This is a genomic window from Urbifossiella limnaea (assembly GCF_007747215.1).
GTDB classification, from domain to species: Bacteria; Planctomycetota; Planctomycetia; order Gemmatales; family Gemmataceae; genus Urbifossiella; species Urbifossiella limnaea.
In genome coordinates, this window is sequence record NZ_CP036273.1 from 5,388,585 (window position 1) to 5,411,788 (window position 23,204).

Genomic DNA, 23,204 nt, shown 5'->3' on the forward strand with positions numbered 1-23,204 from the left:
TCACAGGAAGCGGACGGACGCGACGAGCTCCTCGTGCGTCAGCGGGCGGTCGGCGGGGAACAGGGCGTAGCCGGCGGGGCTCTCGGCGCAGTCCACGATCAGTTGCATGTCGTTCGGCACGCTGTACCCGGTGTCGCTGGCGATGTGGCCGCTCACGAGGAAGTCGGCGGCCATACGCCGGAGGTAGTCGGCCACGTTCGCCGGCGTCACGTCGCGGCCCCACAGCACGCCGTGGACCGAGCCGCCCGGTTGCAGGTCGGCGTCGGTGTACTCGGCGGCCAGCAGCCGGAGCGGGTCGAACTGCGACATCTGACGGGCCGACGGCAGACTGTGGCTGACCAGCACCCGGTTCGGGGTGCGGAGGGCCACCGGAAGCGCCTTGAACAGGTCGAGGTAGGTTTGGTACACCTGCGGCCCGAACTCCGGCCCGTAGGCGGCCGTCGCCCCCTGCTCGAAGGCCGCGTTCAGGTCCGCGTCGGCCTTGAGCACCTTCCGGCCGGTCCACTGGGCGAGTTCGTGGTTGCCAGGAAGGTAGTGGACCTGCCGCGGGAACTGGGCCTTCAGCGCGGCGAACAGGTCGACCAGCTGGTGCGACTTGTCGCCGCCCGACGGGTAGCGGTAGTTGCCGTGGATGAGCTCCTGGAACACGAGGTGCCGGCCGGCGTGGTTCGCCAGGTCGGCGGCCTTGAGCAGCCCCTGGAAGTGGCCGACGTGGCCGTGCAGGTCGCCGGCCACGAGGACTTCGGTGCAGCCGACGGGTTCAATCATGCGGCCGCGCCGCCCCGGCGTCGCCCGGGCCAGGACGATGGCCTGGCGCAGGAAGGTGAGCATCCGGTCGGGGGCGGGCATTCGCGGCATCCGGCGGGCAGGTCGTGCGGGTCATTCTACCACGCCGGGCGCCGCGGACAGGGCGGCTCCACGACGTAGGCGTCGTTCGTGTGTCATACTTCGGCGGCGGCTGTTACGCACAGCCCCTTGCCGGGTGCCGGACGGGTCGGACAATCCCCATACCAGACCGAGCACACCCCCAGCATGAGCCCGCTTCCGAACCCGGACCGGTCGCGTTCCGCCCCGCCTCCGCCACCGCTCAGCCTCTACCCGGTCGAACTCGCACGGAACCTCCGTGTCGAGAGCGTGTCGCGCCTCGACCCAACGCCGCCGTTCGCCGTCGACGACATGGCCCCGGTGTCGGCCGCGGTCGAGTCGATGCGCCGCGAGAAGGTCGGCTGCGTGCTCGTGACGCGCGCCGGGAAACTGGTCGGCCTGTTCACCGACCGCGACCTGCTGACGCGGGTGCTGGCGACCGGCCTGCCGCTGTCGGCGCCGATGGCCGAGTGCCTGACGCCGAACCCGGTGTGCGTTCACCCGAAGGACCCGGTGCAAACGGCGCTGCGGAAGATGGAGAAGGGCGGCTACCGCCACCTGCCGGTCATTGACGACGCCCACCGGCCGGTCGGCATCCTGTCGGTGCGGCGGGTGATGCACTACCTGGTCGAGCACTTCCCGGCGCTGGTGTACAACCACCCGCCCGACCCGCACCGCTACCCGGACGCGCCGGAAGGGGCGTAACGAGCCTGTTGCACCCCGCCCGCCCGTCGGCTAGAATCTTCTCGTCGGCCCACCCTCCCGCCGCCGACTCCCGCCGGTCCGCCCCCGTTCGTTCCCGCCGCCGAGGCGCTCATGCGGTTCCCGCTCGTTGTCGCGCTCGCCGCTCTGGCCGCGCCCGCCGCCCGTGCCGCGGACGACCCCAAAGCCGTCGAGTTCTTCGAGACGAAAATTCGCCCCGTGCTCGTCGAGCACTGCGTGAAGTGCCACTCCGCCGACGCCGAGAGCAAGAACAAGCTCCGCGGCGGCCTCAAGCTCGACACCAGGGCCCACTGGGAGAAGGGCGGCGACACCGGCCCCGCGGTCGTCCCCGGCGACCCGAGTAAGGGCACGCTGCTGAAGTCGCTCCGCTACGACGGCGACGTGCAGATGCCGCCGAGCGGGAAGCTGGCGGCCGCGGTCGCCGCCGACTTCGAGCGCTGGATCAAGATGGGCGCCCCCGACCCGCGCACCGGCACCGCCGGCGTGGCGAAGGCGCTCAAGGGGCTGAGCCTCGACGAAGGCCGCGCCTTCTGGTCGATCCAGCCGCCGAAGGCCTCGGCCGGTGAGCGAACCGTCGACAGCTTCATCGCCGCGAAGCTCGCCGAGAAGAAGCTCACCCCCGTCGGCAGTGCCGACCGCCGCACGCTGATCCGCCGCGCCACGTTCGACCTGCACGGCCTGCCGCCGACGCCGGAGGAGGTCGAGGCGTTCGTGAGCGACGCCGACCCGAAGGCGTTCGAGAAGCTGATCGACCGCCTGCTCGCGTCGCCGCGGTACGGCGAGCGCTGGGCGCGGCACTGGCTCGACGTCGCCCGCTACGCCGAGGACCAGGCACACACCTTCGCCGTGACGCCGAAGCGGAACGCCTACCTGTACCGCGACTGGGTCGTCCGCGCGTTCAACGCCGACATGCCGTTCGACCGCTTCGTGACACTGCAACTCGCCGGCGACCTGTTGCCAGGGAACGCCAACGAGAGCGCCGACGAACTGTTCACGCGGCTTGCCGGCATGGGCTTCCTGGGGCTGGGCGCCGAGTACTACAAGAACACCGCCCGCGAGCAGGCCATCGCCGAGGAGCTCGACGACCGCGTGGACGTGGTCAGCCGGGCGTTCCTGGGGCTGACGGTCAGCTGTGCCCGCTGCCACGACCACAAGTTCGACCCCATCCCGACGCGCGACTATTACTCGCTGGCCGGCCTGTTCTACGGCACGAACCTGAGCGACGCGCCGCTCGCCACGCAGGCCGAACTCAAGACCTACAACGAGGCGCAGGGCCGGGTGAAGCAGCAAGAAGCCGCCATCACCGGCGTGCTGACCGCCGCCGGGAAGGCCGCCGCGACGAAGGCCGTGGCCCGCACCGCCGACTACCTCGTCGCCGCCCGCGACGTGCAGGCCGGCAAGGCGAAGGTGAACACCGCCGCGAAGGCGAACGAACTGGAGCCGTACTTCCTCGACCGGTGGGTGAAGTTCACCGACCCCGCGAACGCGAGCAAGGCGCCGGCGATCACGAAGGACTGGTTCGCGCTGAAGGCCGACGCCAAGGCCGACGCCGTGAAGGCCGCCGCGGCCGCGGTGCAGGCGAAGCTGGCGGCGTTGGAGGTGCCCGACCCGCTGCCGCCGAAGGGGAAGGCGAAAGGTGCCGACCCGCTGGCCAAGGCGATGTTCCTCGACGCGAACGCCCCCCTGTTCGTGACGCCCGAGAACGCCGAGAAGCTGTTCGTGTCCGCGGATCAGAAGCCGAAGCTCGCATCGATGCGGACCGAGCTAGACGCCCGCAAGAAGGCATCCCCCCCTGCCCCGCTCCAGGCACACATCCTGAGCGGCGCCGGCAGCGGCATGAAAGTGTACATCCGCGGCAACCCCGCGACGAAGGGCGAGGACGCACCGAAGGGCTTCTTGCAGGTGCTGGCCGCGGCGCCGGCGAAGGATTTTTCGCGGCTCGACCTGGCCAAGAGCATCGCCACGCCGGACAACCCGCTGACGGCGCGGGTGTTCGTCAACCGGGTGTGGGCGTGGCACTTCGGCCGGGGGCTGGTGGACACGCCGAGCAACTTCGGCGTCCAGGGCGGCCGCCCGAGCCACCCGGAGTTGCTCGACTGGCTCGCCGTCGGCTTCGTGCAGAACGGCTGGAGTACGAAGTGGCTCCACCGCCAGATCATGCTGAGCGCGACGTACCAGCGTGCCGCCGAGCCGCAGGCCGGGAACACGACGATCGACGCGGCGAACGTGTTCCTGTGGCGCGGCAGCCGCCGCCGGCTCGACGTGGAGGCGTGGCGCGACTCGCTGTTGGCCGTGAGCGGCAACCTCGACGACAAGCTCGGCGGTCCGACGTTCGACCTCCACGACGCGAACGCCAGGCGCCGCACGCTGTACGCCAAGGTGAGCCGCCACGAGCTCGACGGCCTCCTGCGGCTGTTCGACTTCCCCGATGCGAACGTGACCGCCGACCGCCGCACCGTGACGACCGTGCCGCAGCAACAGCTGTTCGCGCTGAACAGCGAGTTCATGGTGAACCAGGCCCGCGCTTTCGCTGCCCGCGTCGAGAAGCTGGGACCGACGGACGAGGCGCGGGTGGACGCGGCGTACCGGCTGGCGTTCAACCGCCCGCCGGCGTCCGAGGAGGCGGCGTTGGGGCTCGCGTTCCTTCGCCAGCCGACGACGCCCGACGACCGTCTGACACGCTGGCAGCAGTACGCCCAGGCGCTGCTGGCGAGCAACGAGATGATGTACGTAGACTGACCTCAGGATCACAAACGCGGTGCCTTTATTGGTGGTGCAGAGTGCAATGGGGGACTGGCTGAATTGCGTCAGCACACAAGATGAGTGGGTGACCGATGAATGCGAAGGATTATCTTCTGTGGCGTTTAGGCCGCTACACCCCGAATCCAGCTCCGGTACCGCGGGTCCAACCTGCTGCTTCGCCGCCTCCGACGTGGTTCATGGAAGAAAACGTGGGTGGCAGATGGAAAGAGCAATGGGTGAGTAGCGATATCGGAGAGGCATGCTCTATGGCTAGCCAATACGCGCGTGCAAATTCGCTCGTAGGCATGGGTCGGGTTCGCGTTAGGTGTTCCGTGGGGAACAGCTGTACCTATTTCTAGTCCTGTAGGTCGGGTCAAGGCTGGGCGGAAACCCATCGTGGGGGTCGTAAATGGCAGCGGCGGCAAGGGCACAACAAGGCTGAACCAACGATTCTCTTCGCCATCGTGGCGTGGGAGGCAACAATGCCGAACGCGAGATCGCTAGGTCAGAAACGGGCAGAAGCGAGAGGAAGCAGCAAAACTTTGATAAAGACGATTCGAGAGATCGAGGCACTGCTGAAGGGCGAGGACATTCATCCAAGTGCAGAACTCCGACAGTTGATGCATGACAAGTTGCGGTTGCTCGTGGAGGCCAAGTTCAAGGAAGGGTGCGAGTACGGATTTGCGGCGGCACACGCCGTTTGCCGAGATCACAGTAAGGCTGTCCCCAAGAAGATTAAGCGATTTGTAGCCCCAACGGTGCTGGGGACTTCGGATCTGCTCGGCGAGAACGACGTTCCAATCTCGTTGGTATCGGAAGTGAAGTAAGCGGACGTATGGAGCTAACGTTATGACCTTTCCGATCAGCCGCCGCGAACTCCTCGCCCGGTCGGGCACCGGCCTCGGCCTGCTCGGCCTCGCCGGGCTCCTCGGCGACCGCGCCGTCGCCCGGCCGCCGGCCGCCAACCCGCTCGCGGCCCGCGCCGCGCACTTCGCACCGAAGGCGAAGCACGTCATCCACCTGTTCATGAACGGCGGCCCGTCGCAGGTCGATACGTTCGACCCCAAGCCGAGCCTGGAGAAGTACCACGGCCAGCAGCCGCCGGGCGCCGGCCTCCGCACCGAGCGGCGCACCGGCGGGCTGTACAAGTCGCCGTTCGCCTTCAAGCGCTGCGGCCAGAGTGGCATCGAGGTCAGCGAGATCTTCCCGGAAATCGGCAAGTGCATCGACGACATCTGCGTCGTCCGGTCGATGCACACCGACATCCCGAACCACGAGCCGGGCCTGCTGCTGATGACGTGCGGCAACACGCAGCCGATCCGCCCCAGCATGGGGAGCTGGCTGCTGTACGGCCTCGGCACCGAGAACCAGAACCTCCCCGGGTTCGTCGTGCTCTGCCCCGGCAAGCCCGTGGTCGGGCCCGCGCTGTGGAACAACAGCTTCCTCCCGGGCGTGTTCCAGGGCTGCCACATCCAGAACCTCGACCCGAAGCGCGTCATCGACCACATCCGCAACGGCAACCTCACCCCCGCCACGCAGCGGCAGCAGCTCGACCTGCTCAACGGGCTCAACCGGATGCACCTGGAGCGCCGCGCCGGCGACGACCAACTCGACGCCCGCATCCAGTCGCTCGAAATGGCCTTCCGCATGCAGACGGAAGCCACCGACGCCTTCGACGTGAACAAGGAGCCGGTCCGAGTGCGCGAGCAGTACGGGAAGGGCTACTTCGCCGACGCCTGCCTGTCGGCCCGCCGGCTGGTCGAGCGCGGGGTGCGGATGGTGCAGGTCTTCTACGGCAACGGCCAGCCGTGGGACGACCACGGCGACGTGGCGAACGGCCACCGCAACAAGGCGAAGGACAGCGACAAGGCGGTGGCCGCGCTGCTCCGCGACCTGAAGGCCCGCGGCCTCCTCGACGAGACGCTGGTGCTGTGGGGCGGCGAGTTCGGCCGCACGCCGACGAGCGAGGGCTCGAACGGCCGCGACCACAACAACCACGGGTTCAGCGTGTGGATGGCGGGCGGCGGGGTGAAGGGCGGCATGGCCTACGGGGCGACGGATGAGTTCGGGTTCGCGGCGGTGGAGAAGAAGGTCCACGTCCACGACCTGCACGCGACGATCCTGCACCAGCTCGGCCTCGACCACGAGAAGCTGACGTACCACTACAGCGGCCGCGACTTCCGGCTGACGGACGTGAGCGGCGTGGTCGTGAAGGACATCCTGAAGTAGAACCGGAGGATGGCCGCCTGATATCGCACCGGAGATTGGCCGCAAAAAGGCACAAAAGACGCAAAATGAAGAGAGGCAGAGTTTGATCCGAACTCTGATTTCGACCTCTCCCTTTTTGTGTCTTTTTGTGCCTTTTTGTGGCCAATCTCTCTTCCTCTCTCCGAGCCACACCGTGAAAGCACTTCAGCTCGAACAGCCCAAGCAGTTCCGGTTCATCGACATCCCCGAGCCGCCGCCGCCGGGGCCGGGCGAGGCCGTGGTGCGGGTGTCGCGCGTCGGTGTCTGCGGCACCGACTACAGCGGCTACCTCGGCAAGATGCCGTTCTTCAGCTACCCGCGGATCCCCGGCCACGAACTCGGCGTCGAGGTGCTCGCGGTCGGGCCGGGCGTGACGAACGTGAAGCCCGGCGACCGGGCGGCGGTGGAGCCGTACATCAACTGCCAGAACTGCTACAGCTGCGCCCGCGGCCACACCAACGCCTGCGAGAACCACCAGACGCTCGGCGTCCACTGCGACGGCGGCCTGCGGCCGCGCTTCACCATCCCCGCCCGCAAGCTGCACGTCTCGGAGAAGCTCACGTTCGAGCAGCTGGCCCTGGTCGAGACGCTCGGCATCGGCCTCCACGCGGTCAACCGCGCCAACCCGAAGGCGGACGAGACGGTGCTGGTAATCGGCGCCGGCCCGATCGGCCTGAGCGTGATCGAGTTCGCCAAGCTGGCCGGGTCGCGGGTGGTGGTGATGGACCTGAACGAGCAGCGGCTGGCGTTCGCGCGGGACAAGATGGGCGTGTGCGACACGCTGCTGTCGAAGGGCGACTTCGACGCCGACGTGAAGGCGTTCACCGACCTGACCGCCGGCAAGCTCGGCAACGTGGTGGTGGACGCGACCGGTTCCGCGAAGAGCATGTCGAGCGCGTACCACTACGTCGGCTTCGCCGGCCGGCTGGTGTGGGTCGGCATCACGCAGGACCAGCTCGGGTTCACGCAGCCGCTGATGCACCGCCGCGAGATGACGTTCCTGGCGAGCCGGAACGCCTTGTCGCCGGAGTTCACGCGGATCATCCGGCTGATCGAGGGCGGGATGCTGGACACCCGGCCGTGGATCACCCACACCGCCCCGTTCGACGCCGTGCTGGACGTGTTCCCGACGTGGCTGAAGCCCGAAACGGGTGTGGTCAAGGCCGTCGTCGAGATCAACTGACCCGCCGGCCTTACCTATGCCGGCCTACGCCCGATACACCCTGGCCGAGTTCGCCCAGACGGACCCGGACGCCGTCCGCGGACGACTGGCCGCAGGCCACGCCGCTGAGGGGTACGCGACCCAACGGCGCGACGCGGTTGACGCTTGGGACGTGCAGGTTGACGCGCTACAACAGATGGCCCGCGAGCTACTCTTGGTCGAGCCACTCAGCACGGGCTGGCACGTGCTCCTGGAATACCCGATACCCCGTCGGGCGAGACGGGTCGACGCGGTGCTCCTCGCCGGCGACGTGATCGGTGTCCTTGAACTCAAGACCGGGCGTGGAGGCCTGACCGCCGCAGACCGACGTCAGGTCGAAGACTACGCCCTCGACCTCCGCGATTTCCACGTTGCGAGCCGCGGGCGGGTCATCGTTCCGGTCCTGCTGACGCCGCAACACACGCCGGGGGTTGAAGCTCCGGGCGTGCTCCCCGGCGAAGCGGTGCAACGTGTTCACGTCCTGGCGGGGCCGTCGATCGCCCAGCCCCTTGCGGAAGTTGTCAGGAGCCATCGGCGCATCGGGACAGAGCCGATCGAGGCGGCATCCTGGGACCTGGGCGAGTACCGGCCGGTCCCGACCATCATCGAAGCCGCCCAGCACCTCTACGCGAACCACAGCGTTCACGACATTGCGCGGTCTCACGCGGGGGCAGAGAACCTCACGGCGACGGCCGAGGCGGTCCTGCGTGTCATCGCAGACGCTCAGCGGGACCGGGGGAAGGTCATCTGCTTCGTGACCGGTGTGCCCGGAGCCGGCAAGACTCTTGCCGGGCTCAACATCGTCCACGCCAGAGGGCTTCACCAGGACCGTGACACCCTCGGCGTCTTCCTGTCCGGAAATGGGCCGCTCGTCCGAGTCCTGACAGAGGCGTTGGCGCAAGACCGGGCGGCTCGTCTCGGGGAGCGAGTCGGCGACGCCCGTCGCCGGGTGACCACGTTCATCCAGAACGTGCACCGCTTCCTCCCCACGCATACCGGGTCGAACGCCCCGATCCCGCCAGAAAACGTTGTCGTCTTCGACGAGGCACAGCGAGCCTGGGACCTCGAACAATCCCGCCGGAAGTTTAACCGCGAGTTGTCCGAGCCCGAGCAACTCCTCGGCGTGATGGACCGACTCGACTGGGCGGTGGTGGTCGCGCTCGTCGGGAACGGGCAGGAGATCAACACCGGGGAGGCGGGACTTCCCGAGTGGGGACGGGTGCTGCGGGAACGATTCCCACACTGGCAGGTTCGGGCGTCGTCAGAGATGCTAGGTACGACGGGCGGTGCGTTCCCACCGTTATTCGCGGAGGGTGCCGGCGACGTTCTCGTCGGCGCTGACCCGCGACTCCACCTGTCGATCCCGCTCCGGTCGTTCCGGGCCGAGGCATACGCGGACTGGGTCGAGGCGGTCCTGGCTGGGGATGAGGCATTGGCCGCGTCGATCCGACAGTCGCTGCCCGACTTCCCGCTCGCACTGACCCGCGATCTCGAAGCGGCCAGGTACTGGTTACGATGTCGTGCCCGGGGCCTACGGCGCGCCGGACTCATCGCCAGTTCTGGCAGCCGACGCCTCAGACCCTATGGGCTTGACGTCACTGCCGAACTCGACGAAGCGCAATGGTTCCTTCAACCGGAGGACGATGTTCGGTCGTCATCGTTCCTGGAACTGGTCGCGACCGAGTTCGCGGTGCAGGGGTTGGAGTTGGATTGGGTCGGGCTCGGGTGGGATGCGGACTTGCGGCGAGTGGGTGGGAAGTGGTCGTGCCACCGGTTCGTCGGTACGAGTTGGCAGCGGGTAGCGGATGCCACTCGGCAGCGTTACCTTCTCAACAAGTACCGGGTGCTCCTCACCCGGGCTCGCGAAGGGCTTGTGATTTGGGTGCCACCCGGGTCATCCGCGGATCAGACCCGGCCGCCGGTACATTACGATGAAGCTGCAGCGTACCTGGCGGCCTGTGGTGTCGGCCAGTTGGATCCGTGAGGCTTACTTCTTCGCGTCGAGGTAGCCCCGTGTCTTGAGCCAGTCGGCACACCGGGCCGGCCAGCTCGACACCGGGTTCGGCCCCGCCCGCATCCCGTAGCCGTGGCCGCCGCGCTCGTACACGTGCACCTCCGCCGGCACCCCCGCCTTCTGAAGCGCCAGGTACATCGCCACGCTCCCCACCGGGGTCACGTTGTCGTCGTGGGCGTGGGCCATGAACATCGGCGGGCTCGCCTTCGTCACCGGGTACTCGGCCTTCAGCTTCCCGTCCTTGTCCGTCAGGTACGCGGGGTAGATCAGTGCCGCGAAGCTCGGCCGGCTCGACGCCTTGTCGGCGTCGTCGATCGCGTCGTAGTGGCGCTTCTCGGTGAGGGCGGCCCACGCGGTCAGGTTGCCGCCGGCGGAGAAGCCGAGCATGCCGATGCGGTTCGGGTCGAGGTTCCAGTCGGCCGCCTTGCTGCGAACGAGGCTCACGGCCCGCTGGGCGTCCTGGATCGCGGCGAGGTTGTCGGGCAGTTGCATGGCGCGCTTCGGCACGCGGTACTTCAGCAGGAACGCCGTCACGCCGAGCGAGTTCAGCCACTCGCACGTCTGCGTCCCCTCGTGCTCGAACGCCAGGATGCTGTAGCCGCCGCCGGGCGCGACGATGACCGCGGTCCCGTTCGCCTTCCCCTTCGGCGCGGGGTACACGAGCAACTGCGGCTTCGACACGTTCGCCAGCCGCTTCACGTCGATCTGGCCGGCCTTCGGCTCGTTGTACACCTCGGGGCCGATGTCCTTCGTCTCGCCGGGCGCCTTGCCGGGCCAGAGGTCGATGGCCGCGGCCGGATCGGCGGCGGGGACGGCGGCCGGGAGGAGGGCCGCGAGGGCGGCTGTGAACAGCAGACGGCGCATGGGAGGGATTCCGGCGTGAACCCGGGGCAGCCGGTGGGGTAGAATGACCCCCCGGTCGGCATATTGTGCCCGCCCGCCGGCCCCGCCTCAACACCCTTTCCGAGTCGGCCGTGGACGACCACGACACCCGCACGCCGTCGAATCACCTCACCGGGTTCGACTGCGACGACTACTTTTCGGGAGGCTATGCCCAGCGCGGGCACTACGACGCGCCCGCCCACTTGTGGGTGGTAAAGCCGTTCCACGAACTCGACGCCGGGATGCGTCTCGGCTTCCTGGCAGTCGGCGACGCCGGCGCCGACGGGATTCGCTTCGGCTACCGGTTCGGGTTGCAAGGACTCTGGGCGTACTATCCGATCGGACATGAATTCGTCTGGAAGGCCGCGACCCTGGCGGAACTGGTCGAAGGCTGGTGTTCCGGTACGATCAGCGTTTAGCCCCCCACCCGACGGAGCCCCCTCCCATGCGCCCCGCCCTCCTCGCCGCCGCGGCCGTGCTCGCCGCGGTGCTCCCCGCCCCGGCCGTACAGCCCGACGGCACACGCGACCTGTTCAACGGCAAGGACCTCACCGGGTTCCGGAACGTCAACTGCGCCCCCGGCACGTTCTTCGTGAAGGACGGCGAGATCGTCACCACGGGCAACCCGACCGGGTTCCTCGCCACCGACAAGCACTACGAGAACTTCGAGCTCGACTTCGACTGGATGCACGTTGAGAAGAAGAACATGGCCAACAGCGGCCTGTTCGTGTGGGGCGACCCGCTCCCGGCCGTCGGCACCCCGTACACCCGCGGCATCGAGGTGCAGGTGCTCATCAACTTCGCCCCGAAGGACGGCTGGGCCACCAGCCACGGCGACATCTTCAGCATCTGGGGGGCGAAGTGCACGCCCGACCGCGTCCACCCGGTGAACCCCAAGATGGAGCGCTGCCTGCCGAGCGAGAACCGCGTGAAGGGCGGCGGCGAGTGGAACCACTACAAGGTGATCGCCAACGACGGCGCCATCAAGCTGCACGTGAACGGCAAGGAGGTGTCCGGCGTCAGCAAGAGCAGCCCGCGCAAGGGCTACCTGGCGTTCGAGAGCGAGGGCGCGGAGTGCCACTTCAAGAACGTGAAGATCAAGGAGCTGCCCAGCACCAACCCGAAGGCCGACGAGGTGGCGAAGGTGTGGGAGGGGCACGTCAGCCTGTTCACAGGGCTCGACCTGACCGGCTGGAAGACGGAGGCCGGGGCGTGGAAGGCCGGCGGGGGCGTGCTGCGGGCCACAGGGAAGGCGCCGCTGACGAGCGAGAAGCAATTCGGGGCTTGCGAGCTGATCTTCGACTGGAAGGTGTCCGCAAAGGTCGACGCGGTGGCGGTGCCGGTGAAGGTCGGCGGGCCGACGCCGATCATGGTGAGCCTCCCGGCCGGCGCGAAGGGCGGCGGCTGGCACCGCCAGACGATCCGCCGCGAGGCCGGGCCGGTGGGGCCGATCGTGTTCCCGCCGATGGCCGGGCTGGAGCTGATGAACGTGTTCGTCAAGGAATTGAAGTAGGCGGCGGGAGCGGGGTTGCCGCTTGCGGCTTCGCGCGGGGCAGCGCGAAGCCGCAAGCGGCGGCCGGTTCGGTTACTTGAGCCCCTTCACGAACGCCAGCACCTCGGCCGGGTGCGTGGCCGGGTTCACCGCCTCGTAAATCTTGGCGATCTTGCCGTCCTTGCCGACCACGAACGTCTTCCGCAGCGGCGTCTTCCCCTTCGGGCTCTGGATGCCGAGCGCCTGGATCAGCTTCAGGTCGGTGTCGCACAGCAGCGGGTACGGCAGCATCTCCTTCTCGATGAACTTGTCCTGCAACTTCTCGTCGTCGGCGCTGGCGCCCATGATCACCGTGTCCGCCGGAAAGTCCTTCGCGATGTCGCGGAACCCGCACGACTCGATGGTGCAGCCCTTCGTCAGCGCCTTCGGGTAGAAGAAGACCACGACGTTCTTCCCCTTCAGGTCGGCGATGCCGACGGTGTCGCCGGCCTTCTTGCCGGGGAGCTTCTCGACCTGGGCGGCGACGAGCGGCACGTTCGGGAAGGCGTCGCCGGCCTTCACCTTGAGGGTGCTGACGTCCTGGGCGGACGCGGCGGACAGGCACAGGCCGACGGCGGCGGCGAGCGAGGCGAAGCGGGTCACGGGGAGGCTCCGGTGCAGGAAAGGGATGCGGGCGGCTACCGACGGGGGCTAGAGTGCGCCCCGCCGCACCGGATTCAACCCCCGCCGGGGCCGGTCGGACCGGTCGCGCCGGTGGGGCCGGCCGCGGCGGGCGGCGCCGGCGGGGGGTCCGCTTGATCGCGGAGCGGCGGGCGGGTATGGTTCAGGATGACGCCCGTCCCCGCTCACCACGGCCCAGGCCCATGACGCACCGACCCGACCGCCGGCGGTTCCTGGCCGCGGCCCTCGCCGGGGCCGCCGCCCCCGCCGTGCTCGCGCAAGAAACCCGCGGCCTCCAGCCCGGCGAGCGGCCGGTGGACCCCGCCGACCTGCCCCTCGACCGGGCCGGCGTGTGGACTCTCCACTTCCGCTACAAGCCGCCGCGCATCATGGAGGTGGACGGCTTCGACGCCCGCGGCAACCCCGCCCGGCAGACCGCGTGGTACCTGTGGTACCAGGTGTACAACCGGTCCGGCGAGCCGGTGTTCTTCACGCCCGAGTTCGAGCTAGTGACGCGGAACCCGCCCACGGCCAACCTGGACGAGCCGCAGCCGTACATCTTCGACCAGATCAAGCGGTTCGAAGACCGGAACATCACGCCGGAGCGGCCGGGCGGCGACCAGAACCTGATGAGCACGATCCAGATCAGCCGCCGGCCGATCCCCCCGAGCCTGCCGGACGCCTTCCCGCGGCTCGTGTCCGGGCTGGCCATCTGGACGAACATGGCCGAACGCGCCCCGCGGGCGGCGCAGTTCTCGATCTTCGTCACGGGGCTGTCGAACGGCGTGGCGACGCAGCAGTCGCGGCCGGTGCCGCCGAGCAACGAGCCGATCACGCTCATCACCCGCAAGACGCTGCGGCTCGACTTCATCCGCCCGACCGACGACAACCGCCCGGAGCCGACCGACATCCGCCCGGACACCGGCAACGGCCCGGCGGAGACGTGGCTGTACCGCGCGAGCGGCCGCCTCCAGCGGAGGGGGCCGGCGGCGCCAGCCGAGCCGAAGCAGTAGCCGTTCGGACCGAAGCCCACCCGCGGCAACGGGTGGGCTTCTTCGTTTACAGCACCTCGCGGACGCGCACCTCGCCGCCGGGCTCCCAGTCGAACACGACCAACTCCGCGGCCGCGCCGACTTCCAGCCGCGGTACCGGCAGCCCCAGCAACTCGCGCGGCCGGACCGACGCCATCTCCACCGACTCGGCCAGCGTCACCCCGGCGTCGCGGATCAGCCTGCCGACGCAGCGGTCGGTGAAGTGCCCGCTGCCGGCGAGGTACGGCGTGCCGGCCAACACCACCTTGCCGCTCGGCAGCACGTCGAGTTCGGTGCCCCACTCGTGGTAGCGGCCCGGCGGCATCCCCGCCAGGCTACTCGCGTCGCAGGTGACGAGCGTGCGCGATACGCCCTTCGCCCGCACCAGGCACTTCACGACCGCGGCGGGGAGGTGGTGCCCGTCGGGGATCACGCTCATCCACAGGCGGTCGTCGGCGAGCTGGTCCCAGAGGTAATTCGGGTGCCGCGGCAGCACGGCGTGGGCGCCGTTGCCGAGGTGCGTGCTCGTCCTCGCGCCGGCGTCCACGGCGGCGCGCAGCTGCTCGGTCGTCGCCGCGGTGTGGCCGATCGCCACGACCACGCCCGCCGCGGCGAGCTGTTCGATGAAGCGGACGGCGCCGGTCCGCTCCGGCGCGACCGTGACCATGAGGACGCGCCCGGCCGCGGCGTCCTGGAGGCGGCGGAACTCGTCCCAGTCCGGGTCGCGGGCGTGCTCCCGCGGGTGGGCGCCGCGCGGGCCGTCCTCCCCGGACAGGTACGGCCCCTCGAGGTGGTAGCCGGGGATGGCGCGGGCGAGCTCCGCGTCGGCGTCGCGCGCCGCGGCCAGGGTGGCGAAGCCGTGGCGGAGCGAATCGAAGCTCGCGGTGATCAGCGTGGGAAGAAAGCCGCCGATGCCGTGGCGCCGACACTCGGCCGCGACCACGCGGACGCCGTCGGCGGTGAGCGTCGGCGAGTTGAAGCCGACGCCGAGGCAGCCATTGATTTGCGGGTCGAAGAACGCCGGCGCCACCCATGCCGTGGGCGACTCACTCGACCGGCCTAGCGCGGCGATGCGGCCGTCGGCGACCGCGACTTCGAGCGGTTCGCCGGTGGCGTAGTGGCGGGCGTGGAGGGGCATCGGTGGGTTCCCGTCGGGCGGCCCGGTTCGCGTCCGCCCTCAACTCGTTGTACGCCCCGCGGCGCGAATCCCGCACCACACCCGCCCCCCGATTGGACTTCGGGCCGGGTGTGAATTACGGTTCAGGCGACGCACTCCGGCCCCGACCGCCCCGGCGCCCGGCCCCCACCGGCGGACCCGCGATGAATTGGATGCGCGAACCCGACACGGAACCGATCCCGGGGTACCGGCTCGTCGAGCCGATCGGCACCGGCGGGTTCGGCGAGGTGTGGAAGTGCGTCGCCCCCGGCGGCATCCACAAGGCCATCAAGTTCGTCTACGGCAACCTCAACTCGCTCGACGGCGACGACGCGCGCGCCCTCCAGGAGATGAAGGCGCTCGAGCGCGTGAAGGAAGCCCGCCACCCGTTCCTGCTGTCGATCGAGCAGATCCGCGAGATCGGCGGCGAGCTCCTGATCGTGATGGAGTTGGCCGACAAGAACCTGCACGACGTCCTCTGCGAGTACCAGGCGGCGGGCCGCCCCGGCATCCCGCGGGACGTGCTCCTCGGCTACCTGGACGACGCCGCGGTCGGCCTCGACCACCTCATCGAGAAGCACGCCCTGCAACACCTCGACGTGAAGCCGCGGAACCTGTTCACCGTCGCGGACCGCGTCAAGGTCGCCGACTTCGGTCTGGTCAAGCAGCTCGAGCGCTCCAGCAGTTCCGGCCTCATGGGCGGCGTCACGCCCGTGTACGCCGCGCCCGAGACGTTCTCGAACAAGGTGAGCCGGCACTCCGACCAGTACAGCCTCGCGATCGTCTACTGTGAGCTGATTTCGGGGAAGAAGCCGTTCAACGGGAAGAACATCCGGCAGCTCGCGCTCCAGCACATGACCGAGGCGCCGGACCTGTCGATCATCCCGGAGTGCGACCGGCCGGCGGTGGCGCGGGCGCTCGCCAAGAACGCCGACGAGCGCTTCCCGAACTGCGCGTCGTTCATCCGCGCCCTCTCGGGCGTGGTCCGCAGCGGCGACAGCAGCGGCGGCACCGGCCCGGCCGTCGCCGACCCGGCCGCGTGGGCGAAGGCCCGCAAGACGGCCCACGACGTGGACTTGACCCCGCGGGCGCCGAGCCGCGGCGGCGCCGCCGTGATGGAACGGCCGGCGAGGAAGTCCGCCCCGGTCGTGGAGATCGACGAGGACCACCTGCTGGCCTCGTCGATGCCGCTGAAGGAAGTCGGCGTCCTCCGGCCGACGGTGCTCATCGGCGTCGGCAGTTTCGGCCGCCGGGCGCTGCAGGAGATCCGCTGCCGCCTCATCGACCGCCTCGGCGACGTGGCCCAGGTACCGGCGTTCCGCTTCCTGTACGTCGACTGCGACCCCGACGCCGCCGCGAAGGCCGTGGCGGCGCCGCCGGACGTGGCGCTGTCGCCGGACGAAGTCTTCCCCGTGCCGCTCCAGCCGGTGACCGGCTACCGCCGCCGGCAGCTCGACCAGATCCTCGACTGGCTGCCGCGCGAGAAGCTCTACGCCATCCCGCGGACGCTCCAGGTCGGCGGCCAGCGGGCGCTCGGCCGGCTCGCCTTCTGCGACAACTACCTCCGCTTCGTCACCCGGATGCGGCGCGAGCTCCAGATCGCCACGCACCCCGAGTCGCTGACGCAGTCCGCCGACCAGACCGGCCTGCTGGCCCGCGACGGGGCGCCGCGGGTGTACGTGTTCGCCAGCGGCACCGGCGGCTCGGGCGGGATGCTGCCCGACCTCGGTTACGCCGTCCGCCGCGTACTGGCGCGGATGAACACCCCCGACGCCCCGGTCACGGCGTTCGTGTACGCCGCGGCCCCGACCGACCCCGGCAGCCCCGACCACGAGCTCGCCAACGTCCACGCCACGCTCACCGAGTTGAACCACTTCGCCGACCCCGAGGTGTCGTTCGTGGCCCACTACGGCGGGCCCGAGGGGCCGAAGGTGGAAGGGACCGGCCTGCCTTTCTCGGCGACGTACCTGCTGCCGATGGCCGAGCGCACCGGGCAGGCGTTCCGCGACTGCGTCTCGCACCTGGCCGGGTACGTCAGTCACGACCTGACGACGCCGCTGGGGGCCGCCCTGGAGAAGGTGCGGGCCGCGCCGCAGCCGTTCGGCCGCACGCCGTTCCGCGGCTTCGGCACGTACGGGGTGTGGTTCCCGCGCGGCCTCCTCCTCCGCACCGCGGCCTCGAAGATTTGTCTGCGGCTGCTCCGCACGTGGGGCGCGGACGTTCACCCGGCCGACCCGGTGAAGATCGACCTGGCCGTGACGCAGGTGATGGGCGACCCGAGGCTGCGCCCCGAGGCGGTGCAGTTGCAGCTCGACGAGGCCGCCCCGCGCGGCCCCGAGGGCCCGCCGGCCGACCAGATCGAGCGCTGGCTGCACGGCCTCGAAGGGCAGATCGAGGCCGCCGCCCGCCGCGCGGAAGCCGGCAAATGGGCCGGCGGGGCGTGGGAGCAGGCCCGCGAGTTCATCGGCGTCCGGCCCGCGTCCGACGCGGACAGCACCGTCCGCCGCGGCCGGCTGAGCAGGTCGCTGGACGAGGCCGTCCGCCGTGTGGCCGAGGCGTGGGGCAACGAGTTCGCCGAGCAGACCCGCACGCTGGAAGAGTACCCCGGCAACCGGCTCGCGTCGGTCGAGGCGGCGCTGAAGCGGCTCGTCGGCCTGTGCGACGACGCGGCCGCGGCGGTGGACAAGAAGCTCAACACGTTCGGCCTGAAGGTGCGGCAGTCCCGCGCCGACGTGCAGTCCGCGATGGACGCCTGCAAGGCCGGCAGCGGCGCGTTCAGCTTCTTCGGCGGCCGCGGCAACCGCAGCATGCGGCACTTCCTCGAACAGCTCCGCGGCTACGCCCGACTGCGGTTGCAGGAGGACATGCACGACGCCACCGGCCGGTTCTACCGCGCCCTCCGCGGCCAGGTGGAGGCGCGGCTGCGGACGCTCGCGTACTGCCGGTCGCGGCTGGACCACCTCGTCGCCACGATGGAGTCGCCGCTGGCGCACCTGCCGGCGGCGGGCGACACGCCCGTGGCCATGCCCGAGGAGTCGCTCCAGCAGACGATCCACCCGACGAACACCCTCCAGGTCGTCCTGCCGAGCGGCGACAACCACATCGACCGCTCCGCCGGCCGGGTCGTGAAGTCGCTCAAGCCGAGCGACCTGCTCCGGCTCGAACACGCGCTGCAGAAGCTCGTGCTGGAGCCGCGGCGGGGGCTGCTGAGCCTGTGCGGCATCAACGCCGACCTGAGCCGCACGCTGCTGGCGCCGATGATCGAGCAGACGACCGCGTTCCTCAGCGACCTGCTGCCGGTGACGGACGTGACGGAGGTGGAGGTATCGGCGTGCCGCGCCCGCAACGTGGACGCGGCCGACCGGGTGCGCGACTACCACGACAAGGCCCACCCGCCGGCCGAGAGCGCGGCCGAGCAGCGGACGTTCGTGATCGTACCGGACAGCGAGGCGGGCAAGTCGTTCGCCGAGACGGTGCGGCGGGCGGTGAGCGCGGCCCAGACGATTCCGGTGTCCGGCTCGGCGACGGACCTGATGTTCTGCCGCGAGCAGGCGTGCCTGAAGCCCGCCGAGCTGGCGGGGATGCTGTCGGGCTGCCTGCATGCGTACTACCAGGCCGTGGCCAGCCCGCACACGAACCCGCACGCCCGGTTCGACGTGACCGACTGGATGCCGATCGGGGAGTAGGTCACCGCCGCCGGTCGAGGGCGACGGCGGCGGCGACGCCGGCGAGCCCGCCGAACGTGCCGCCCATCATCACCGCCACCGGGACGACGAGCCCGTCCCCCAGCACCCGCCTCCCGTCTGACTTCGCGCCCGCGAGGTACGCCGCCCCGCCCGCCGCAGCAGCTCCGAGGCCAACGCCGGCGGCGATGACGGCGTAGTAGGTGCGGGCCCGGAGGCGGGTCATCGTGCGTCCGCCTTCGGCTCCCACCGCGCCACCCAGTCGGCCCACGGGTACGGCCGCACGAGCTCGCCGAGCGGCCCCGCCGGGATCGCCTCCGGCGTGCGGTCGTGCTCGCCGAGCCGCGCCGCGGCGCCCATGTCGAACAGCCCGCGCAGCGCCGCCAGCAGCGCCGCCCGCTCCCGCTCGCCCAGCGCCGACGTCCACCCGGTCGCGGCGAGTTCGGCGGTGATCACCCCGTCGCGGTTCTCGAACGCCACCGCCACCGTGCCCTCCAGCCCCGGAGCCTGGAGTTCGATCACCACCCGCTGCGCCCCGAACCGCACGGCCGACACCGCCACCGCGCGACCGCCCCAGTCGGCGCTCGCGAGCAGCACGCCGACGAGCTCGCGCTCGGCGAACCGGCGGACGCCCTCGGCCGCGTGCTCGAGGTCGTGGTGCAGCCGGGCCTCGCGGTCGTGGTCGTGCCTGCGGCGGGCGGCCCGCAGCTTGCGGTACAGCTTCGGCACCGTGCCCGAGTGGAAGCCCGGCCGCAGCAGGCCGCGCACCGACTCGCCGTGCGAGCCCACCAGCACCGGCCGCAGCCGCTCCGGGCGGTTGGCCCGGTACAGCCGCCAGTTCTCCTTCAGCTCCCACGCGATGAACCCGAAGATGCCGGGGCAGCCGTTGATGACGAAGGCGGCCAGCCCGCCGCCGTACACCTCCGCCTTCCCGGCCTCGACGCCGAGCGCCACCAGCTTGCCGTCGAGGAACTCGGCGAACTCGGGCAGGAACGGCCAGATCACCTTGTGCGACACGGTGACCACCGGGAAGTGCTTCAGCGGGTTCACCTGCGGCTCGAACAGGAGGTAGAACACGAACCGCGTCACGTAGGCGACCGGGAACCACAGCAGGCCGAACGCCGCCTTCCACACGAGCGTCCCCTTCGAGTCGCCGCCGCGGTAGCGGAGCCACTCGTCCACGGCGTACAGCTGCCGCTCCACCCAGTTCGCCAGCCGGCGGAACGCCTCGAGGATCGCCCCCAGGATGCCGGGCAGCATCTCGACGCGGACGACGCGCCACCAGTCCGCGAGGCGCTCGGCCAGGCGCTCCTGCAGCAGCCAGCCCCACGACGTGTTGAAGAACACGACCGCCAGCGCGAACACGAACAGCCCCCAGCGCAGCAGCCGGCCCGGGCTCGCGCCGAGGAGCACGAGGACGACCAGCACGACGGCGGTGAACGACACCGCGCCGGACATGTGCCGGTTGAACAGCCGCACCGGCCCGCTGTACCGCACGGCGCGGACCGCCTCCGACCGCAGCGCCATCCGCGGCACCTCCCACAGGACGAACCGCACCGCCCGGCCGAGCGCGCGCAGCACCGCGAACACGGCCCGGCGGAACGGCGGCACGTAGAAGACGAGCAGCAGGAAGACGCCGCAGCAGAACACCGACGGCACCGACGTGACGCCGTGGTGCGCTTCCGGCGCCCCGGTCTTCGCCGACGACGTGACCGTCTGCTTGCCGAGGCTGATGGCCGCCTGCGGGTTGAGAACGACCCACCCGTCCTCGTCCAGGGCGAAGGTGTCGTCGGCCGGCACCGCGGCCTCCGGCTCCGGCTTCGGCTTCCCGGCGAACGACCTGGCGACGAACCGGCCCGCGCTGCCGCCGAGGTGCGTCACCTCGTCCACCATCATGAGCGCGAGGTACGCGGCGAGGAACGGCGCGAGCACGTACAGCGTGAGGAGGCGGCCCCACGGCGTGCCGAAGAACACGGCACTGAGGCGCTGCAGCAGCCGCAGGTAGAACTCGCCGCGGCGGTAGACGCCGTCCAGGTCGTGGGCCAGCCGGGTGTCGGCGCGGAGGAGCGGGTCGCCGAACAGCAGCTCGCCGGGGCCGGCCAGGTCGGGCATCTTGAGCTGGTTGCGGGCCACCGTGTCGCGCAAGTCGCCGAGGCGGAAGAACCCGCGCTCGCACGCCCGGTCCAGCAGCTCCGCCACCACCTTCTCGCGGGCCACCTCCTCGACGCGGCTCGCCGGCACGAACCCACTGGCCCCCAGCGCCTCGCGCACGACCGGCGCCAGGTCGTGGCGGACGTGGTGCTCCAGCCGGTGCAACTCGTGGTGGAACAGCCGGTCGAGCCGCAGGTGCTCGCGCGGCGGGAGGCCGGCGCGGACGAGCTGCCCGTACGCGGCGCGGAGGCGCACCAGCAGCATCACGCCGCGGGCGTGCGGCAGCGGCCGCTTCACGGGCCGGCGGCCGAACGTGCGCAGGTACTCGGCCAGGTCCACCGCGAACACCTCGCGGCCGAGGTCGGCGGGGATCGTTTGCAGCTCGTAGAGGCACCGCGCGGCCCGCGACCAGTTCGCCCGCGCGGCCGGCGCCAGCAGCGGCAGCAGCGCCTGCCGCCACTCGCGGCGGGTGTCGTCGTCCCAGTGGAGGACGTGGCCGAGCGCCTCGACCAGTTGGCCGATCGTGGCCTGCGCCGCCTGCCGCGCCGGCTCGCCGTCGCCGGCCGCGGCGGCCTGCGTGCGCAGCACCGCGGCGCGGACCAGGTTCCCCTTCCCCTCGGCGTCCTGAGCGCGTGCCAACAGCGACGAACGTTCGCCGACCGCGGACGGCGCTGGTTCCGTCGGCTCGCCGGACTCGGCCCACGTCGCGGCGGGGTCGTCGGGGACGTGGGCGTCGGCGGCGCCGGCCGGGCGCGTCTTCGGCAGCAGCTCCCGGAACGGCACGTCCGTCTGGAGCACGGCCAGCACGTCGGCCGGCGGCGGGAGGGACGGGAAGAACTCGTCCAGCGACTCGGGGGCGAAGGCGTGCAGGTCGAGGTACGTCGCCGCGAAGGCCCGGTAAACGCCGGCCGCGGTCTCCTCGTGGTCCGCGAGGTGGTCCGTTTCCAGCACGTACTCGATTTCCCGCGCCGCGACCGCGCCGAGCCGATGGAGCCGGTCGCGGCAGCGGCCGACGGTCAACGCGTCCTTCATCAATTTGGCGTCGATCGCGGCCCGGACGGCGCCCTGGTACAGGAGGCGCCAGTAGTGACGGAGCAGGTCCGGCGGGGAGTAGTGGTGCCAGCCGCGGTCGTCGGGCGGGGTGAGGAGGAGGAGCCGCGGTTCGGTGCCGGCGAGGGTGTCGGGGAGGAACACGTCGGCGGCGATGGCGTCCTGGCGGTCGATCCACAGCGGCAAGTCGGGGTTCGGCGGCAGGGCGAACCCGTGGTCGCGGAGGTACATGAGCACCTTCCGCAGCTTCCGCTCGGACACCAGCCGCGCCGCCGGCTCGACGGCCCGGAGGGCGGCTTCCAGGTCGGGGGGTACGCTCACGCGGCGCTCCGGCGGACGGGGGTACGGGAATCTTCCGGTTTCGCGGGGGCGGGTCAACCCCGCCCCGCCGGCGCCGATGCGCTACAATAGCGGCAGTGCTCACCCGAGGACCGACCCGCATGAGACGCTTTCTCGCACCCCCGGCGTTCCTCGCCGGGGTCCTGCTCGTGTTGTCCGCCGCGCCCGCCGCCGACCCCGCGCCCGCGACGGCGGCGGCGAAGGGGAAGCGCGTCGAAATCCCCTACCGGCTCACCGACACCAAGCACGTCATGGTGCGGGTGAAGATCAACGGGAAGGGGCCGTTCAACCTCATCCTCGACACCGGCGCCCCGGCCGTGTTCGTCACCAAGGCCGTCGCCAAGAAGGCCGGGGTGCCGGTCACCGAGAAGGGGCTGTCCGAGTTCGACAAGTTCGAAATCGAGGGCGGGCTCGTCGTGCCCGGGGCCAAGGGCCGCGTCGAAGACCTGTTCCAGCTCGACGGCATGAACGGCATGGGCCTCGCCGGCGTCGAGCTGCACGGCGTCGTCGGGTACAACGTGCTCGCCAAGTACCGCATCGAGTACGACTTCACCGCCGACCGGCTCGGGTTCGAGGAGATCCCCGGGTTCGAGCCGCCGGGGTTCGTCCGCATCAACGGCGGCAAGGGGAGCGGGCAGCTCGAAATGATGGGGCCGCTGATGAAGACGCTGGCGGCGCTCATGGGGATGAAGCCGAACTTCGACGTGGCCCCGCGCGGGTTCGTCGGCGTCGAGTTCGACGACAAGGACGGCGTGGTCGTCACGAAGGTGCTGGCCGGGAGCCCGGCCGAGAAGGGCGGCGTGAAGACCGGCGACAAGCTCGTCGAGGTGCGGAACGTCGAGATCGAGACGAGCCGCAGCCTGGCCCGGGCGCTGGCCAAGGCCGGCGTCGGCCAGCGGCTCCGCGTGACCGTGAAGCGCGGCGGCGAAGACGTGGAACTGACCATCGACCTCGGGCGGGGGCTGTAAC

Annotated in this window: 17 protein-coding genes; 11 read left to right on the plus strand and 6 right to left on the minus strand. The window is 70.5% G+C overall.

The features are described 5' to 3' along the window. Positions 1–849: a metallophosphoesterase gene (locus ETAA1_RS21975; protein ID WP_238389271.1), complete on the minus strand. Its 849-nt coding sequence runs from the start codon at positions 847–849 to the stop codon at positions 1–3. A 183-nt stretch (positions 850–1,032) separates the two neighbouring features. Here ETAA1_RS21975 and ETAA1_RS21980 point away from each other — a divergent pair, with 183 nt between their 5' ends. From ETAA1_RS21980 to ETAA1_RS22005, 6 genes are all read left to right on the plus strand, one after another. Continuing rightward, entirely contained in the window at positions 1,033–1,569 is a 537-nt protein-coding gene (locus ETAA1_RS21980) for a CBS domain-containing protein (protein WP_145242297.1), read from the plus strand. 111 nt (positions 1,570–1,680) lie between these two features. Then, positions 1,681–4,326, plus strand: coding sequence for a PSD1 and planctomycete cytochrome C domain-containing protein (locus ETAA1_RS21985; RefSeq protein ID WP_145242299.1), 2,646 nt, complete (start codon positions 1,681–1,683; stop codon positions 4,324–4,326). A gap of 485 nt (positions 4,327–4,811) precedes the next feature. Next, a complete protein-coding gene (locus ETAA1_RS21990; RefSeq protein WP_145242301.1) occupies positions 4,812–5,156 on the plus strand; it encodes a hypothetical protein in 345 nt (114 codons plus the stop codon). Between the two features lie 22 nt (positions 5,157–5,178). Continuing rightward, complete coding sequence (locus ETAA1_RS21995; protein WP_145242303.1) at positions 5,179–6,558, plus strand: DUF1501 domain-containing protein; 1,380 nt, start codon at positions 5,179–5,181, stop codon at positions 6,556–6,558. A 172-nt stretch (positions 6,559–6,730) separates the two neighbouring features. Next, positions 6,731–7,759, plus strand: coding sequence for a zinc-binding alcohol dehydrogenase family protein (locus ETAA1_RS22000; RefSeq protein ID WP_145242305.1), 1,029 nt, complete (start codon positions 6,731–6,733; stop codon positions 7,757–7,759). Positions 7,760–7,775: 16 nt separating this feature from the next. After that, a complete protein-coding gene (locus tag ETAA1_RS22005) occupies positions 7,776–9,761 on the plus strand; it encodes a DNA/RNA helicase domain-containing protein (protein WP_145242307.1) in 1,986 nt (661 codons plus the stop codon). A 3-nt stretch (positions 9,762–9,764) separates the two neighbouring features. On the opposite strand, the gene ETAA1_RS22010 is transcribed toward ETAA1_RS22005, so the two are convergent. Continuing rightward, a complete protein-coding gene (locus ETAA1_RS22010; protein ID WP_145242309.1) occupies positions 9,765–10,655 on the minus strand; it encodes an alpha/beta hydrolase in 891 nt (296 codons plus the stop codon). Positions 10,656–10,765: 110 nt separating this feature from the next. Between ETAA1_RS22010 and ETAA1_RS22015 the strand changes: the two genes are divergently transcribed. Both ETAA1_RS22015 and ETAA1_RS22020 read left to right on the plus strand, forming a co-directional pair. Further along, positions 10,766–11,092: a hypothetical protein gene (locus tag ETAA1_RS22015; RefSeq protein ID WP_145242311.1), complete on the plus strand. Its 327-nt coding sequence runs from the start codon at positions 10,766–10,768 to the stop codon at positions 11,090–11,092. A 26-nt stretch (positions 11,093–11,118) separates the two neighbouring features. Continuing rightward, complete coding sequence (locus ETAA1_RS22020) at positions 11,119–12,186, plus strand: family 16 glycoside hydrolase (RefSeq protein WP_145242313.1); 1,068 nt, start codon at positions 11,119–11,121, stop codon at positions 12,184–12,186. A 72-nt stretch (positions 12,187–12,258) separates the two neighbouring features. On the opposite strand, the gene ETAA1_RS22025 is transcribed toward ETAA1_RS22020, so the two are convergent. After that, positions 12,259–12,807 (minus strand): peroxiredoxin, encoded by a 549-nt coding sequence (locus tag ETAA1_RS22025; protein WP_202920323.1) that lies wholly within the window; start codon positions 12,805–12,807, stop codon positions 12,259–12,261. 221 nt (positions 12,808–13,028) lie between these two features. Here ETAA1_RS22025 and ETAA1_RS22030 point away from each other — a divergent pair, with 221 nt between their 5' ends. Then, positions 13,029–13,838, plus strand: coding sequence for a hypothetical protein (locus ETAA1_RS22030; RefSeq protein WP_145242316.1), 810 nt, complete (start codon positions 13,029–13,031; stop codon positions 13,836–13,838). Positions 13,839–13,884: 46 nt separating this feature from the next. Here the strand turns inward: ETAA1_RS22030 and ETAA1_RS22035 are convergent, their stop codons facing one another. Then, entirely contained in the window at positions 13,885–14,994 is a 1,110-nt protein-coding gene (locus ETAA1_RS22035) for an N-acetylglucosamine-6-phosphate deacetylase (protein ID WP_145242318.1), read from the minus strand. A 191-nt stretch (positions 14,995–15,185) separates the two neighbouring features. Here ETAA1_RS22035 and ETAA1_RS22040 point away from each other — a divergent pair, with 191 nt between their 5' ends. After that, positions 15,186–18,698 (plus strand): protein kinase domain-containing protein, encoded by a 3,513-nt coding sequence (locus ETAA1_RS22040; RefSeq protein WP_202920324.1) that lies wholly within the window; start codon positions 15,186–15,188, stop codon positions 18,696–18,698. Between the two features lies 1 nt (position 18,699). Here ETAA1_RS22040 and ETAA1_RS22045 read toward each other — a convergent pair whose 3' ends face one another. Together ETAA1_RS22045 and ETAA1_RS22050 are read right to left on the minus strand one after the other, a co-directional pair. Continuing rightward, a complete protein-coding gene (locus tag ETAA1_RS22045) occupies positions 18,700–18,921 on the minus strand; it encodes a hypothetical protein (protein WP_145242322.1) in 222 nt (73 codons plus the stop codon). Beyond that, a complete protein-coding gene (locus tag ETAA1_RS22050) occupies positions 18,918–22,217 on the minus strand; it encodes a hypothetical protein (RefSeq protein WP_145242324.1) in 3,300 nt (1,099 codons plus the stop codon). The genes ETAA1_RS22045 and ETAA1_RS22050 overlap by 4 nt, the downstream gene beginning before the upstream one ends. 119 nt (positions 22,218–22,336) lie before the next feature. Between ETAA1_RS22050 and ETAA1_RS22055 the strand changes: the two genes are divergently transcribed. After that, the gene (locus ETAA1_RS22055) at positions 22,337–23,203 is read left to right on the plus strand and encodes a PDZ domain-containing protein (protein WP_145242326.1); all 867 of its coding nucleotides are present in this window, start codon (positions 22,337–22,339) and stop codon (positions 23,201–23,203) included. Position 23,204: the final 1 nt, after the last annotated feature.